The 14,712-nt window shown below is 39.5% G+C and carries 15 protein-coding genes and 1 riboswitch; of the genes, 3 read left to right on the top strand and 12 right to left on the bottom strand.

Going from position 1 to position 14,712, the window contains the following annotated elements:
* Nucleotides 1-388 precede the first annotated feature (388 nt).
* Together aspA and ACFX4I_RS18125 are read right to left on the bottom strand one after the other, a co-directional pair.
* Nucleotides 389-1,819, bottom strand: coding sequence for an aspartate ammonia-lyase (gene aspA / locus ACFX4I_RS18130; RefSeq protein ID WP_230304214.1), 1,431 nt, complete (start codon nucleotides 1,817-1,819; stop codon nucleotides 389-391).
* A gap of 23 nt (nucleotides 1,820-1,842) precedes the next feature.
* Nucleotides 1,843-2,832, bottom strand: coding sequence for an asparaginase (locus ACFX4I_RS18125; RefSeq protein ID WP_377422157.1), 990 nt, complete (start codon nucleotides 2,830-2,832; stop codon nucleotides 1,843-1,845).
* Between the two features lie 222 nt (nucleotides 2,833-3,054).
* Here ACFX4I_RS18125 and ACFX4I_RS18120 point away from each other — a divergent pair, with 222 nt between their 5' ends.
* Complete coding sequence (locus ACFX4I_RS18120; protein ID WP_230304215.1) at nucleotides 3,055-3,429, top strand: helix-turn-helix domain-containing protein; 375 nt, start codon at nucleotides 3,055-3,057, stop codon at nucleotides 3,427-3,429.
* A 602-nt stretch (nucleotides 3,430-4,031) separates the two neighbouring features.
* Here the strand turns inward: ACFX4I_RS18120 and ACFX4I_RS18115 are convergent.
* The 7 genes from ACFX4I_RS18115 to ACFX4I_RS18085 all read right to left on the bottom strand — a co-directional run bounded on the left by ACFX4I_RS18115 (nucleotide 4,032) and on the right by ACFX4I_RS18085 (nucleotide 10,456).
* Nucleotides 4,032-4,199 carry a hypothetical protein gene (locus ACFX4I_RS18115; protein WP_162878727.1) on the bottom strand — a complete coding sequence of 56 codons (168 nt, stop codon included), beginning with the start codon at nucleotides 4,197-4,199 and terminating at the stop codon, nucleotides 4,032-4,034.
* 295 nt (nucleotides 4,200-4,494) lie between these two features.
* The gene (gene mmuM, locus ACFX4I_RS18110; protein ID WP_377422122.1) at nucleotides 4,495-5,460 is read right to left on the bottom strand and encodes a homocysteine S-methyltransferase; all 966 of its coding nucleotides are present in this window, start codon (nucleotides 5,458-5,460) and stop codon (nucleotides 4,495-4,497) included.
* A complete protein-coding gene (mmuP, locus tag ACFX4I_RS18105; protein ID WP_377422120.1) occupies nucleotides 5,450-6,844 on the bottom strand; it encodes an S-methylmethionine permease in 1,395 nt (464 codons plus the stop codon). The genes mmuM and mmuP overlap by 11 nt, the downstream gene beginning before the upstream one ends.
* 83 nt (nucleotides 6,845-6,927) lie before the next feature.
* A riboswitch (SAM riboswitch) is annotated at nucleotides 6,928-7,030 on the bottom strand.
* A 239-nt stretch (nucleotides 7,031-7,269) separates the two neighbouring features.
* Nucleotides 7,270-7,878, bottom strand: coding sequence for a flavin reductase family protein (locus ACFX4I_RS18100; RefSeq protein ID WP_230303292.1), 609 nt, complete (start codon nucleotides 7,876-7,878; stop codon nucleotides 7,270-7,272).
* A 20-nt stretch (nucleotides 7,879-7,898) separates the two neighbouring features.
* Entirely contained in the window at nucleotides 7,899-8,507 is a 609-nt protein-coding gene (locus tag ACFX4I_RS18095; RefSeq protein WP_230303314.1) for an alpha/beta hydrolase, read from the bottom strand.
* Nucleotides 8,507-9,454, bottom strand: a complete 948-nt coding sequence (locus ACFX4I_RS18090; protein ID WP_377422118.1) for a ring-cleaving dioxygenase — start codon at nucleotides 9,452-9,454, stop codon at nucleotides 8,507-8,509. Before ACFX4I_RS18090 ends, ACFX4I_RS18095 begins: the two co-directional genes overlap by 1 nt.
* Nucleotides 9,455-9,478: 24 nt before the next feature.
* Nucleotides 9,479-10,456 (bottom strand): ring-cleaving dioxygenase, encoded by a 978-nt coding sequence (locus tag ACFX4I_RS18085; RefSeq protein ID WP_377422116.1) that lies wholly within the window; start codon nucleotides 10,454-10,456, stop codon nucleotides 9,479-9,481.
* A 243-nt stretch (nucleotides 10,457-10,699) separates the two neighbouring features.
* Between ACFX4I_RS18085 and ACFX4I_RS18080 the strand changes: the two genes are divergently transcribed.
* Nucleotides 10,700-11,299: a nitroreductase family protein gene (locus ACFX4I_RS18080; protein WP_377422114.1), complete on the top strand. Its 600-nt coding sequence runs from the start codon at nucleotides 10,700-10,702 to the stop codon at nucleotides 11,297-11,299.
* A 182-nt stretch (nucleotides 11,300-11,481) separates the two neighbouring features.
* Here the strand turns inward: ACFX4I_RS18080 and ACFX4I_RS18075 are convergent, their stop codons facing one another.
* The 3 genes from ACFX4I_RS18075 to ACFX4I_RS18065 are packed head-to-tail and all read right to left on the bottom strand — an operon-like array spanning nucleotide 11,482 to nucleotide 13,819.
* Entirely contained in the window at nucleotides 11,482-12,534 is a 1,053-nt protein-coding gene (locus ACFX4I_RS18075) for an alpha/beta fold hydrolase (protein ID WP_377422112.1), read from the bottom strand.
* On the bottom strand, nucleotides 12,527-13,027 hold the full coding sequence (locus tag ACFX4I_RS18070; RefSeq protein WP_377422110.1) for a hypothetical protein: 501 nt from the start codon (nucleotides 13,025-13,027) through the stop codon (nucleotides 12,527-12,529). Before ACFX4I_RS18070 ends, ACFX4I_RS18075 begins: the two co-directional genes overlap by 8 nt.
* A 30-nt stretch (nucleotides 13,028-13,057) precedes the next feature.
* A complete protein-coding gene (locus ACFX4I_RS18065) occupies nucleotides 13,058-13,819 on the bottom strand; it encodes an SDR family oxidoreductase (protein WP_230303315.1) in 762 nt (253 codons plus the stop codon).
* 394 nt (nucleotides 13,820-14,213) lie between these two features.
* Here ACFX4I_RS18065 and ACFX4I_RS18060 point away from each other — a divergent pair, with 394 nt between their 5' ends.
* Nucleotides 14,214-14,663, top strand: a complete 450-nt coding sequence (locus tag ACFX4I_RS18060; RefSeq protein ID WP_230303298.1) for an OsmC family protein — start codon at nucleotides 14,214-14,216, stop codon at nucleotides 14,661-14,663.
* Nucleotides 14,664-14,712 lie beyond the last annotated feature (49 nt).

Here is a 14,712-nt window from a genome sequence, read left to right as displayed (position 1 = left end):
CAGCAAAGGATCGCTCCTCTGCAATAAAGGGACGATCCTTTTTTGTCGTGTTCCTTATCATGCTTTAACAGGACCTTTTAAACAAAAAGGCTGGTATTTAGACTGACTGGCTTATTTGAATATTTAAGAGGATCTGTAGCGGCTAATGCTATTAGATATATTCTAAGGGCGATGGATTTTTTATAAATAGTTCCCCCCTCCATGATTAGATCGAAGGTCAAAATAATTGAATATTCAGTTATCAATATCTACAGGCAGTTGACGGATGGTTGAACATTTCATAAAGGAATGTATATAATTAATGACTATGCCTTTATACCAACGGTCCTAAAGGCATAGTCATTACATCAAAAATCATATAGATTAATGTTTTCTACTAATTTACTGGTTATTGCCGATCAAAAAGAGAAGCTCCCGCTATACCGGGTTTTGTCATCTCATAAGGATTTAGAATCAGGTCCAATTCTTCTTCTGTCAACACATCATATTGTAAACAAAGTTCGCGAACTGATTTGCCTTTTAATATCGCTTCACGCGCAATACGTGAAACCACTTCGTATCCAAGGTGCGGATTGACTGCTGTAATCACTCCAACACTTTGTTCGACATAATCTTTTAAATGTTGCTCATTAGCTTCAATGCCTTCTAAACAATAATCTGTAAAGACATTGAACGCATTGTTCATTATGCTAATTGATTGCAATAAATTGAATACAAGGACTGGCTCCATTACGTTCAACTCTAGTTGTCCTGCTTCTGATGCTAAGCAAATCGTATTATCGTTCCCGATCACTTGGAAAGCGACTTGATTAATTAATTCTGGCATTACTGGATTTACTTTTCCTGGCATGATGGATGAACCTGGTTGACGTGCTGGAAGTGTGATTTCTCCTAATCCCGCTCTCGGTCCTGAAGCCATCAAACGTAAATCATTAGCAATTTTAGACATATTCATCATACATACTTTCAATGAAGCTGACACTTCAGTATATGCATCCGTATTTTGGGTTGCATCTACTAAATGTTCTGCTCCTACAAGCGGCAAGTTACTGATTTCAGCTAAATATTTAACAACATTTTCAATGTAACGAGGATCTGCATTCAATCCCGTTCCCACTGCTGTTGCTCCCATATTCACTTCATATAAATGTTGACGTGATTGACTGATTCGTTTTATATCCCGATCCAACACGCGACTGTATGCCTCAAATTCTTGACCGAGTCGAATTGGCACTGCGTCCTGAAGATGTGTGCGTCCCATTTTGATAACATGATCAAATTGTTTTGCTTTATTCTTTAAAACCGTACTCATCTTGGTCATTGTTTGTAACAATTGCTCTAAAAGCCGTAGTGTTGATAAATGAATGGCAGTAGGGAATACGTCATTGGTTGATTGAGACATGTTAACATGGCTATTTGGACTAACTTGTCCATAATCCCCTTTATTGTGTCCCATGAGTTCTAACGCACGGTTGGCAACGATTTCATTAATGTTCATATTCATCGATGTACCCGCGCCGCCTTGAATTGGGTCAACGATGAAATATTCATGCCACTTTCCATCGATCACTTCATCAGAGGCTTTGACGATAGCGCTTCCAATACCATCATATAACCGTTTGGTATCCATATTTGCTAAAGCGGCTGCTTTTTTAATCATAGCTAGTGCACGAATCATTTCTTCATTGACTTTGTAACCGGTAATCGGAAAATTCTCTACAGCGCGTAGAGTTTGTATTCCATAATAAACATCTGCCGGAATTTCTTTTTCCCCAAGAAAGTCTTTCTCGATTCGGTATGTTCTCTCTTCTATCAACATTTCCTCTTGCCCCTTTGTTTGTTCTATAATGTAATGTCCTCTGCAATCGGTGTTTCCATCATTTCCTTCACTTTTTTGGGATCCTGTGTCTTGGCTAAAATCCACATCAACTTAGGAACGATGGCTTCTGTATTCATATTTCTGGAACGAATGATGTCATTCTTATTCACTTTTCGTCCCACTTCATAAATATCCATATCTTCCCCTTCTTCTAAACATTGGGTAGTAATGACTACGGATATTCCACACTGGACCAACTCATTCAATTTCTCTAAAATATTTCTTCCTTGAAATGGAATACCACCGCTTCCATAACTTTCTATTACGATTCCCCGATATTGATTTTTCAGGAAATCAAAGAATTCAGGCTTAATACCGGGGTGCAGCTTAACTAAAGCAACGTCAGTACATAGGGAAGCATCTAACTTAGCTTCCTTTTTCTTTGGTGAATGAACTGGCTTTAGATACTCAATTTTATCTTTGAATATGGTAGCGATATATGGATAGTTAATACTTTCAAACGAATCATAGCTTTTAGTTCTCAATTTAATGGCCCTAGTACCCTGGATGACTCTACCATCAAAAACAACATATACTCCTCCAATATCTTCACAAGCAAACCGAATCGCATCCGAGATATTTCTTTTGGCATCTGTCTTTTTAAAGGCAATTGGGATTTGAGAACCTGTAATGACAATTGGCTTCCCTGAATCTTGTAACATATATGAGAGCGCAGCTGAAGTGTAAGCCATTGTATCTGTTCCATGGGTAATCACAAAGCCATCGTAATCATGGTAGTGCTCATGGATGGATTGTGCCATTTCTGTCCAATCTTCCGGCTGCATATTTGTACTATCAATATTCATCAAAGGCTTACTATCAATCTGGTAAAGTAAATCCAATCCCGGCAGATGTCCTAAAAATTCGTCAGCTTTCATCTCTGGAACCAGTCCATCTTTTCCTTCTAACGATGCAATTGTACCACCTGTAGTAATTAACATCAACTTCTTCATTTTTGACTTCAACTTCTCCAATATATTCCCCCCCTTTAAAGCCTCCCTGTCATTCAATCATCTTAGAAAAGGATGTTTTCGCTGTAAATGTACATGTTACGCGTACACCACATGTTATTATAGTCATGTTCCAGAGTGAAATCAAGCTAAAATCATTCATTACGCGTACGCTTATTCCAATTTGATGTTATAATGGATTTATATAAAAGGAGAGTAATAAGAATGATTGTAAATAGATTAACTACATTAAGGAAGGCCAAAAGGTGGTCTTTGCAATATACCGCTGACAGACTCGGAATCGCCAAGAGTACCTATGCAGGATACGAATCGGGCCATCGCCGCCCTTCATTAGAAACGATTAATTTATTAGCAGGCTTATATGATACATCCACTGATTACATCCTAGGTCGAGTGGATTATCCATCTAAAGATATTACCACAGAGTCTCCTCTAATCTTGGAATTAACGGATTCACCAAATATGGAGCTGACTGTCGATGGAATCTCTCTTTCTGAAGAGGAAACGATTCAATTCATCGCTTTTATTAGAGCTAAACGAGAAGTGGAAATAAATCGCGATAAACAAAATATAACATAGCAGACATTGGACTTCTTATAATATTCACGAATGATTTATTCAAAACTGTAAAATTCCATGGCATTAACCAGTTAGGATAAGCCGGTTATTATTAATCGTTGAGTTCGCCCTTTTGACACTACATGTAATTAAACTTACTAACTTGGCTTAGTAGCTTTTTGAATTCTAATAGTTGCCCCTGAGTTTAGAAAATTAAGTTTTATTAATTATATATAGAAGAAAGTCAGCTAATTAAATGCATCCATCATCATTATTCTGTTATCTTCTTTAACATCTTTCCTTTTCCATCAAGGAAAGATGAGTAAATTCCGCTGTTTTTTCTATCCTCCGTATATGCTTATTTACGTTTAATCTCCGACTTTCCCTCTTGATTTATTTGCAATGAAAGAAAAACCATAGCAAAGCTCATGGTTTTTCCCAAGTGAATAAATGGAAATTGCTGTCTCATCTTTAAAGCTAAAAACGAAGCTGAATTTTGGAAGCCTTATGATGTGCTTCTATTTTTGGAAAGCGAAATTATAAAATCCTTAAAGGTATGGAAAATTGCTCAATATCTTGATATGTTTAAAAGTGTCTCATTCGATATACTTTTTCCCAATAAATCATGGCATCTCGTCTTCTTTTTCCCGATTTTTGAAAGCTTCATGTGTGACAATATCCTCGATTTGTTCATATTGCCGGCTGTGTTCCTTCTCTTCGCTAATTCTATTATTGGGTAGATTTCCTGGATGTCCTTTTTCTTTGTGATTAAAATTTTTACCACGACTCATACTCATTCTCTCCTTTCCAATCATTGTTTGTTTAGTTTCCCCAAGCATACAAAAAATATGATTTAATTTCTCTTTTTCCTGTTTTTGCAGCAAGTCTGGATTGACCTGTTATTTTCAGCCGAAATTCATTTTAAAAACACTGAAAAAAATAAGAAATATAACTCAACCCAGATGTTCCTTCACACCCGATCTAGTGCAAAAAAAAGAACAGGAATCGTCAAATTATGACGCTTCCTGTTCTTTTTATTTATCCACTACTTACATACCTTATAACAGTTTGATGACAGGAGAAGGGCTAGGAGGATACCACCACGGAAGGTCGCCACTTTCTTGAAATGTCTGCAATATGATGCGGTGCAGTTCTGCAACATCCTCCAATTAAACGTGCCCCTGCATGGTGCCATTCTTCAGATTTCAGGTCGAGCCTGTTACATGATTCTTCACCATGCCAGGTTTTAGTTTCCGGATTATATGTTTCACCAGAATTCGGATAAACTATAATTGGTTTATGCGTGTTTGAACGCAACAGCTGTATGGCTTCCGTGATACCTGATATAGGCGCACAGTTGATGCCGATTGCTGCAATTTGCTCACTGTCCCCAAACAATCTGGTACACTCCTCAAGCAATGTACCGTCACTAATCGCTTTTTCATTTTTCAATGAAAAGGATAGCCAAGCATAGACTTCTGGATACTCTTTCAATAATGAATGTAATACTTTTGCTTCTTGCAGGGAAGGAATCGTTTCAAATGCTAAAATGTCAGCACCGGCTTCAATCAAAGCAGATATTCGCGAGCGATGAAATGCAGTTAAAGTTTCATCTGAAACACCATAGTTTCCTACATACTCTGAACCATCTGCAAGGTAAGCCCCATAAGGTCCAACTGATGCAGCGACCAATGGCTTAGGTCTAATCGTTTGATATTCTTCTTCCATCCAAAATTCATCTCTTGCTTTCCTTGCAAGTAAAACCGTTTTCCGGATTAGTTCCAAAGCCTCTTTCTCTTGTATTCCGCGGAGGGCGAAACCTTCAACTGTTGCTTGATAACTTGCCGTGATCGCACAGTCAGCACCAGCACGAAAGTAGTCAGAGTGAACCTGATAAATAACTTCTGGATTTTCAAGTAATACACGTGCAGACCACAGGGGATCGTCCAAATCGCACCCATGCCTTTCAAGCTCTGTAGCTAGAGCCCCGTCCAAAATCATGACTGAATGATCTCGTAATATTGCGTCAATTGGGTTTATTTTATTCTTCATGGTCTACTCCTCTTTTCTTTATCGTTTGTGTCAAATAATAACTTCCATAGCAAAACAAAATAAAAGGAATGCCACAATATAGTGCAATTCGTTGTGTAGGATCAAATGCAATTCCTATGCAAGAAGCAAGACATAGTATAAAAGAAACGATTGGAACGAGTGGATATAATGGTGTATGATAAGCCAAATCATTTACTGAATTTCCATCTTTTATAAATCGCCTGCGAAATAGAAACTGTGACGCGCTAATACTCATCCAAACTACAACCACGGCTAGTCCAGAAATGGATACGAGCACTATGTATACAGTATCCGGTGCAATAATACTTGAGAAAAGGGCTAAACCACCGCCCAACATACTGAAAAGGACTGCATTTACCGGAACACCCCGTTTTGTCAATTTTGCAAATATGGGTGATATAGTTTTCTTATCTGCAAGTGACCAAAGCATCCTGGATGAGGCATATAGTCCTGAGTTTGCAGCAGACAAAATGGCAGTTAATATAACAAAGTTCATAATACCCGCTGCATATGGCACTCCAATTTGTTCCAGAACTGTAACAAAGGGGCTCTCTAATACGCTTGCATCCGAAATTGGCAATAATGCGGATAATACAACGATGGTACCCACAAAAAAGATAATCAATCTCCATAATGTCATACGGATTGCCTTTGGTATCGTTTTTTCAGGGTTCACTGTCTCTCCAGCTGCAATTCCAATTAATTCAGTTCCAGAAAATGCGAAATTCACCGCGAGCATCGTCATCAGAATGGCGAAAGCACCATTCGGAAATAAACCTGCACTTGTGAAATTGGAAAATAACGGAGCTGACTGTGAATCAATTATTGGAATAAAACCTACCATTGCTGCAGCTCCCAGAATAATAAATATCACAATAGCAAATACCTTAATAGACGCAAACCAGAATTCGGATTCAGCGAAAAACTTAACGGTCCACGCATTTAATGCCAAGACCAAAATGGCAAATAGAGCACTCCATATCCAGACACTTATTGATGGAAACCATCGCTGCATCAACAATCCTGCAGCCGTGAATTCCGAACCTAGTGCAACCGTCCAAGTTAGCCAATACAACCAGGCTACTGTATACCCTGTCCCTGGTCCGATGTATTTGGCTGCGTAGCTATGAAACGCACCTGTCTCGGGCATATGTACTGCCAGTTCACCTAGACATAGCATGACTAGATAAACCACTACTGCTCCAATCAGATACGAAAGGATGGTGCCAAACGGACCAGCCTGGTGAATCGTATAACCCGAACTTAAGAATAAACCAGTTCCAATCACCCCGCCAAGCGATAGCATTATTATATGCCGTGCTTGCATTTGCCTTTGAAAATCATGCTTCCTTTTGTTTTCCATTCTTACTCTCCTTAATCTTGCATCCAGAAAAAACGAAAACGCACTCTAAAAAAGAGTGCGTTACTGACAAATAAACACGTACGGTCTTATCTATCAAGGTTTCACCCCCTGGAATTAGCACAGTGCCTTTTTAGACCTGTTGCTGAGGTTTCATAGGGCCAGTCCCTCCACCTCTCTGGATAAGAAATTATTTTTTTATAACTTTATCAATCTATGAAAAATTTGTCAAGTTTTGTTTTCGTTTGTAAAGACTTTCTTTTAAATTCTAACAATCATGGCACCTCCGGCATTGAAATGAAATGATTGCCAGTTTTCGGAACTACCGCTCACCGCATTAAAATTGCAGATAAATCTAACCGGATAATTTTGATCTAAAAAAATGAAGCCATCTCAAAAAGATGACGCCATTCTTTCTTTCTTTTCACTTAAGGACGTTCTATTTCAAATAATTCCCCTAGTTTTGTATAAGTATGACCCGCTAATCTTGCTACAGGTTTTAGCCCATTCTGGTCAATTCGGCCATTATGGTAAATATCTTGCTCTATATGATAGCAGACTATTTTCCCTATCAATAAATCACAACCAGGTTTATTCTGGGAACCTGCCAACGGTATCGCATGCTCTAATGTACATTCAAAGCGTACCTTCGCTTCTTGCAATCCAGGTACGGATACTTTATCACTAACAGCTGGCGTGAAATTGGTAAGACCCAATTCACTTTCGTCAGATGGGAGTTCCTTCGCCGTTCGATTTGCATCAGCAACATTATTTTCATCAGTGATATGAACAACGAATTCACCTGTTTGAATTGCATTTCGGGCCGTGTCCTTTGAAACTCCTTCTTTCCGTTGAACAGAAATGGAAATCATCGGAGGATTGGAACTGACTATGTTGAAAAAGCTGAACGGCGCTATATTGATTGTACCGGTTTCGGATTGTGTCGTAACCAGGGCTATAGGTCTCGGTATAATGCTTCCAGTCAAAAACTTATAATTTTCCCGTTCAGTCAGACTTTCAGGATTAACTGAAATCATCTTCATTCCCTCTTTCATTCTTATATAAAGTTCTTATGAAACCATGAACCTGCTGCCTCAACCTCTGAACGTGTTAACTGATGACCGTAATTTTCCCAATGAACATCCACCGTAGCACCAGCTTGCAGTAAAAGTTGATTGAGTTCTTCCGTTTCTTCTGCCGGGCAGATTGGATCGTTTTTACCTGCAGCAATAAAAACAGGTATATCCGAGAGGGACGGCAGTGCAATACCTCGTCTAGGTACCATTGGATGATGAAGAATCGCTCCTTGTAGTGCCCCTTCGAAATGGAACATCAAACTTGCCGCTATATTGGCACCATTAGAATAACCTAATGCTACCACTTTGTCACGATCAAAGTCATATTTTCCGGCCGCTAAGTCCAAGAAGTCATAAAGCTCCTTCGTACGAAAGATCAAATCTTCTTCATCAAAAATCCCTTCGGATAACCGGCGGAAATACCGAGGCATTCCGTTTTCAAGTACATTTCCCCGTACACTCAATACGGATGAACCCGGTGAAACCATTTCCGCTAATGGCAAGAGATCTGTTTCCGTTCCTCCAGTGCCATGTAAAAGCAAAAGCAATGGCGCTTCTGGATTACTTCCTTTTTGAAAAATATGCTTCATCATTTATCCTCCTCTAGTACTCTCGGCACTGCCGGCAGTAACGTTTTCTCCATGTACTCCCTTTTTTCTTCCAGCCATGGCGGCAGCATTAATTTACTCCCCATCGTTTCATTCGTTTCATCATGAGCGAAGCCAGGTGGATCTGTGGCAACTTCAAAGAGAATGCCTCCATCTTCCCTGAAATAAATGGCATCGAAGTATTGACGGTCTTTAAAGGGTGTCACACCATAGCCATGGTTACCTATATGCTCCCTCCATTCTTTATGATCTTCATTATCGCTTGCACGCCATGCAAGGTGATGGACAGTTCCCACTCCGATTTTCCCATTGGGCAAAACCGTTTTTTTAACATCTATCAAATTTCCGATGTCCGATGTGGATTTGAAGCGGATGAAATCGCCCTCTTCCCCAATCTTTTGCAGGCCCATCACTTTCTCTAATAGTTCCATCGTTTTGATCGGCTTTGACGTCAATAATACGGCACCTCCGAATCCCTTGACCGCCTTATCAGCTGGTACACCGCCGAATGACCACTTGCTATTTTTACCTTCTTTACGCTCAACCAGTTCAAGTTGCAAACCATGCGGGTCTTGAAATTCCAGATATTCCTCACCGAAACGTGAAACCTTTTCAAAGCCTATGTTAAATTTATCCAAACGCATTTTCCAGAAGTCCATTGACCCTTCCGGAACGGCATATGTTGTAATCCCCACTTGTCCAGAACCTATTGTCCCTCGGTATGCTTCAGGCCAAGGAAAGAAAGTGATGATTGAGCCCGGTGAACCTGATTCATCTCCGAAATATAAATGATAGGTGCCTGGATCATCAAAATTAACGGTTTTCTTCACCATACGCATTCCCAATATTCCAGCATAAAAATCCACATTCTCTTGAGGATTGCCTACAATTGCGGTTATATGATGTATTCCAGCATTTTGCTTTTGCATGCCGATTACTTCCTTTCCCGTTGATTAATTTGTTGATTTTGTATTCAGTGGTTTTAAATTCGATTCAATATCCTTTCTTCTCGATTCTAAAAAAGGTGGCAGGGCAAGGTTCTCACCTAGGTGCTGCTCTGCTTCATCCACTGCAAAACCAGGTCCATCAGTAGCTAGTTCAAATAAGATGCCATTCGGCTCCCTAAAATAGAGTGAATGAAAATAAAAGCGGTCCACATAGCCCGAGTTCACGAATTTCGATTCACTAATTTTCTCTATCCATTTTCTCAATTCTTCTTCATTATCCACCCGGAAGGCAACATGGTGTACTCCACCCCTCCCCAACCTTTCCCGAGGTATGTCATTCCTTTCCTCAATATGGAGTTCCGCTCCTGTTCCTCCCTCACCCGTCTCGTAAACGACAATCGGATTTTGCCCCCTAATTAAGGATGGGTATGTGCCTAATTTCCTGAACCCCAATACCTCGGTAAGGACACTTTCAGTTTGTTCAATATTGGGCACAGTAAGTTTTACTGGTCCTAATCCAAGGATGGAAAACTCTTGCGGTACCGGGCTTCCACCCCACGGTAATCCTCCTTGAACGCCGTTATTATCCTGATCGGAAACCAGAAGAAGCCTCTGCCCTTCAGGATCTTTAAAAGAAAGCACCTTCCTTTCAAAACGGCTCGATATTTCATCATGCTCAACATTGAACTCCACAAACCGTTTTTTCCAATATCTTAGCGCTTCATCATCTCTCACCCTTAAAGAAATTTCTGAAATGCTATTGTTTCCCTCATGAGTGCGGGCAGCATTGGGAATTTCAAAAAACGTCAATTCCGTACCCGGTGAACCAATTTGATCTCCATAAAATAAGTGATACACACGAACATCATCTTGATTAACCGTTTTTTTGATTAATCGCATCCCTAAGACTTTTGTATAGAATTCAAAGTTATTTCCCGCTTTAGCTGTAATCGCCGAAACATGATGTAATCCTTTTAATTCCATCCGTACCACTCCTATCTATATAAATCTCCCCTTACAGTCATGAATTAATCCGTAAGTAATATCTCGAATTCAAAGTATTTAATCTACCATAATGCTTTTAATACAAATATCTTGATTTAAAGATAAACGACAGTGATATATTTGTCAACCATTTTCATTCAAATCATTTCACCCGTATTCACTTATCATAAAATAATAAAATCAGGTCAAAATAAATCGGTATAAAGAATGGAGGTGTGATATATGGTTAAAGATTTTTTTAGCGCAATTGAAGATAGACGCTCTTATTATTCCCTTAGCAAGGAACGTGTTGTCCCTAATAAAAGGATTAAAGAAGTTATCGATCATGCCGTTCAATATTCCCCTTCAGCTTTCAACTCCCAAAGTGCAAGAGTGATTGTTTTAACTGGTCAAAGCCACGACCTTTTATGGGATATCACGAAAAAAGCATTAAGAAAAGCATTAGGTGACAAAGATTTTGAAAAAAATGAAGAAAAAATGAAGTCATTTATAAATGGTTATGGTACGGTTTTATTCTTTGAAGACCAGGCCATCATAGATAGGCTTAAAGAACAATTCAAAACGTATGCCGAAAATTTTCCGATTTGGTCGAACCAATCATCTGCCATTTTACAATTTGTCGTATGGACTTCCTTGGAAATTGAGGGTTTTGGTGCAAGTCTTCAGCATTATAATCCTTTAATCGATGACGAAGTGAGAAAGACATGGGATATATCACGCGATTGGAAACTCATCGCACAGATGCCTTTTGGAAAACCCACTGCAGAACCTGGCGATAAAGACTTCTCACCACTTGAAGAACGAGTGAAATATTATCAATAATACAATGGGGGCTGGTTCTACATACCGAGCCAGCCCTTTCATTTATTTCACTTTAGTAATCCGGAAATGTTGCAAAAATTTTTGGAAATATCAATGACGCAAAGCCTATATACTCTACAACCGGCATGATTTTGATATCCTCACTGGCGTTCAACACGAACATTTCACATCCCCCCAGTAATCTATTGAATTGGTGAAGAACGCCCTGGTAGCCATTCCTTCAAATAATATGGGAGTACACCGGAATAATGTTTAGCAGCATGTCCACTTTTCAGTAGGGTAAATGTCTTATCCTTACATGTTAAATGCTCCATTATCGGATAAATCATTTCCTGCGGGACCAATCGATCATACTTACTCGCTATTACCAAAACACTAGCATCAATTTTCGATAGCTTCGCTTTTTTTCCCCTTACCTTAAAACCACCCTTAACCAAGCTATTTTTTATCAATAAATCTTTGGTTATTTGTTTTGCGGCTGCTCCGGATAATGGTACATGCCCATTAGCCCAAGCATTGAAGCGGCGCCAATTTTGAACATATTCATCATCATCCGCTTGATTCAATAAAGATAAATAGGGTGATATATAGATAGGAGATGTAATTAACCTGATTCCATATTTAACTGCACTGGCTGGGATCGTTTGATAAATATCAATCGTCTCGTTAAAATCCGCGGTACCTTCCTTTAACGCTATCTGCCATTGATCAAAAAATTCTGAGGCACTGAAATCTACCGGTGTAACGGAAAGGAGCAAATTCTTGATTGGCTCATCTGCAATCGCAGCATATATTGCGGCTATTGTACCGCCGAGGCAAAACCCCATAACTGTAATTTCAGATGCTCCAGAGTGGCGTAATGCACGCTGTACTCCTTTTTGAATATAATCGACGATATAATCTTCTATCGATATTTCACCATCTTCAAAGCCCGGACTTCCAAAATCAAGCAAATACACTTCAAAGCCTTCATTTACAAAGGATTCTATTAAACTATTCCCAGGAGACAAATCAAGAATCAAAGGAGTATTGATTAGTGAATATATAAGAAAAACCGGAACATCATATTTTTTTTGTGCTGACGGATAATACCAAAGCGTTGATTTGTTTTTTTTCCACACCGCTATTTTCGGCGTCAGTCCCATTTCAGGCATTGGCTGATTGGGAATATCCATTAAATGTTTCCATTTAGTTATGGATTCGGATTGATTTTTCGGCACTTTCCGCTTAGACATTTGAATTCCCCTGTCCAAGTGAATCGAACTCAGGTAACTGTGAGCTTGACAATAAGGAATTATTTATAAAATCCGATATCCTTTTTTTACGCCCATCCATTTCATTGGATTCCCGACTTGACTTCTTTTTCTTACTGCCCGATGAAAAAGCATTGCGTTTGTTACGAACTGAAGAATTACCTCTGACGTTCCCGCCCCTATCCTCAACAAGTGTAGAGACCATCTCTTCTAACCTATCAATTTTTTCTTCGAGCTGGATGACTAATTTCGCTACACTCGCCACATCTTTTTTTGTTGGGGAATTCATGATGATGGACATTCTTTCTGAGGCTTCCTGCATTCTATTTATTCTTGGAATTTGCATTTGGGCATTGTCGCTTATTGCTTCTATTAACTCACGATTATTTAGCAAATCCTGAATTTTACCATTAAGCTGTTGCTCTTTTTGTCCACCTATTAATTTAAGCCCTTTATAAAAATTTGATTTTCCCACCATATATTTCTTCCTTCCTTTCTCTTCCGTTTAAACTAATGCCGATACTCCACCGTCAACGATCAAAATATGACCAACCATATAGTCAGAAGCCTGTGAGGCTAAAAATACGGCGGCACCCTTTAAATCATCTTCATTGCCAAACCTGCCAGCCGGTGTTTTACCTAATATGTCATAGTTAGACTTTTCAAGAATTTTCTTTGTGATTTTAGTCGGGAAAAATCCAGGTGCAATTGCATTGACTTGGATGCCGTATCTAGCAAGTTTAACTCCTAAATCCTTGGTCATTGTAATGACGGCACCCTTACTGGTGTTATAAGCGATCGTATCCAATAACTCAGGAAAAGTCCCGCCAAGTCCAGATACCGATGCAATATTTATGATTTTTCCGGAATTTTGCTGCTTCATGACCTTCGCTACAGCCTGTGAAAAGAGGAATGTACCTGTAACATTAACATTCAATACTTTTTCCCACTTATCCTTGGGAAGATCCAAAAGCGGACCTGACCACGACGTACCGCTATTATTGACAAGAATATCAATCGTGCCGAATTGAGCAACCGTTTCCTGGACGACATGGTCAATGGCACTCTCATCCGTGATATCACATTCAAAGGCAACTGCATTAACACCCATCGATTGCAAGTCTTCACATACCTCCTTACATACAGGAAGATTTCGTGAAGCAATGACGATATTTGCACCAGCCTCCCCCAACGCCATGGCGATCTGTTTGCCCAGTCCTCTGCCGCCGCCGGTAATGATAGCCGTTTTATTAGTCAAATCGAACATATTACTCAATGTAGTCAACTTTTCAGCCCTTCCTTAATGAAGTATTATTTATATAAAACCGTCTATATCATTATAGAAAAGCCTATCCAATATTGTGCTTAAAATAGCCTAATGCCTCTGCCTTTTGTTTCATCAACATGTATCCTTTATATCAATATACCTTTCCGTTCGAATGCTTCGATCGACTGGCGGAAACTTGGCCTACTGGAAACTAATTCTGCCTAGCGGTAGATTATTTGGTCGGTTAGCTACTTATTCAGGCCTTCAGGAGAATTATTCGGCCGTTTCATAACTTAATTCGTACGATTGCTGGATTATTCGACTGAGTGAGCAAAATCGGATACTTAAGGCTGTTTAATCGTTTACACTATACAATAATAAGGAGGTTAAAAAAATGACAATACATCACTTTCATTTAACCGCGGAATGGCCCGGCGGCAGAAATGATATCGGCTCGATTCATTCAGGGAATCTCCATACACAGATAAGTATTCCTACTGAAATGGAGGGACCAGGGATTGGTACTAATCCCGATGAAATGCTGCTTGGGGCGGCATCGACCTGCTATATCATTACCTTTGCTGCCATGTTAGAGCGATCCCATATAGAAAAGCTGAGCTTGACCATGCAATCGGAAGCGTTAGTGGATGTTACGAATGGTGTATTCACCTACAAGAAAATCATTCATCGCCCTGCACTTGTATTGGTACCGGGTACTTCTGAAAAAGTGGTTGAAAAAGCGAGGAAACTTGCTGAAAAAGCTGAAACTTCATGTATGATTTCTAGAGCGATCAAAGGTAATGTAGCGGTGGAATTGATTGCAGCAATTTCCATAGCACAGTAACCCCGAACAGAAAAAGCGCCTAACCCTATATCGGTTTAGGCACTTTTTG

The sequence above is a fragment of the Peribacillus sp. YIM B13472 genome, from assembly GCF_042788005.1.
Taxonomy (GTDB): Bacteria; Bacillota; Bacilli; order Bacillales; family DSM-1321; genus Peribacillus; species Peribacillus simplex_E.
This window is presented reverse-complemented; position numbering and strand designations above follow the sequence as displayed.

Coding starts and splice junctions, on each gene's coding strand:
- aspA (WP_230304214.1), bottom strand. CDS start 1,819: ATGTTGATAGAAGAGAGAACATACCGAATCGAGAAAGACTTTCTTGGG.
- ACFX4I_RS18125 (WP_377422157.1), bottom strand. CDS start 2,832: ATGAAGAAGTTGATGTTAATTACTACAGGTGGTACAATTGCATCGTTA.
- ACFX4I_RS18120 (WP_230304215.1), top strand. CDS start 3,055: ATGATTGTAAATAGATTAACTACATTAAGGAAGGCCAAAAGGTGGTCT.
- ACFX4I_RS18115 (WP_162878727.1), bottom strand. CDS start 4,199: ATGAGTCGTGGTAAAAATTTTAATCACAAAGAAAAAGGACATCCAGGA.
- mmuM (WP_377422122.1), bottom strand. CDS start 5,460: ATGAAGAATAAAATAAACCCAATTGACGCAATATTACGAGATCATTCA.
- mmuP (WP_377422120.1), bottom strand. CDS start 6,844: ATGGAAAACAAAAGGAAGCATGATTTTCAAAGGCAAATGCAAGCACGG.
- ACFX4I_RS18100 (WP_230303292.1), bottom strand. CDS start 7,878: ATGATTTCAGTTAATCCTGAAAGTCTGACTGAACGGGAAAATTATAAG.
- ACFX4I_RS18095 (WP_230303314.1), bottom strand. CDS start 8,507: ATGAAGCATATTTTTCAAAAAGGAAGTAATCCAGAAGCGCCATTGCTT.
- ACFX4I_RS18090 (WP_377422118.1), bottom strand. CDS start 9,454: ATGCAAAAGCAAAATGCTGGAATACATCATATAACCGCAATTGTAGGC.
- ACFX4I_RS18085 (WP_377422116.1), bottom strand. CDS start 10,456: ATGGAATTAAAAGGATTACATCATGTTTCGGCGATTACAGCTAAAGCG.
- ACFX4I_RS18080 (WP_377422114.1), top strand. CDS start 10,700: ATGGTTAAAGATTTTTTTAGCGCAATTGAAGATAGACGCTCTTATTAT.
- ACFX4I_RS18075 (WP_377422112.1), bottom strand. CDS start 12,534: ATGTCTAAGCGGAAAGTGCCGAAAAATCAATCCGAATCCATAACTAAA.
- ACFX4I_RS18065 (WP_230303315.1), bottom strand. CDS start 13,819: ATGTTCGATTTGACTAATAAAACGGCTATCATTACCGGCGGCGGCAGA.
- ACFX4I_RS18060 (WP_230303298.1), top strand. CDS start 14,214: ATGACAATACATCACTTTCATTTAACCGCGGAATGGCCCGGCGGCAGA.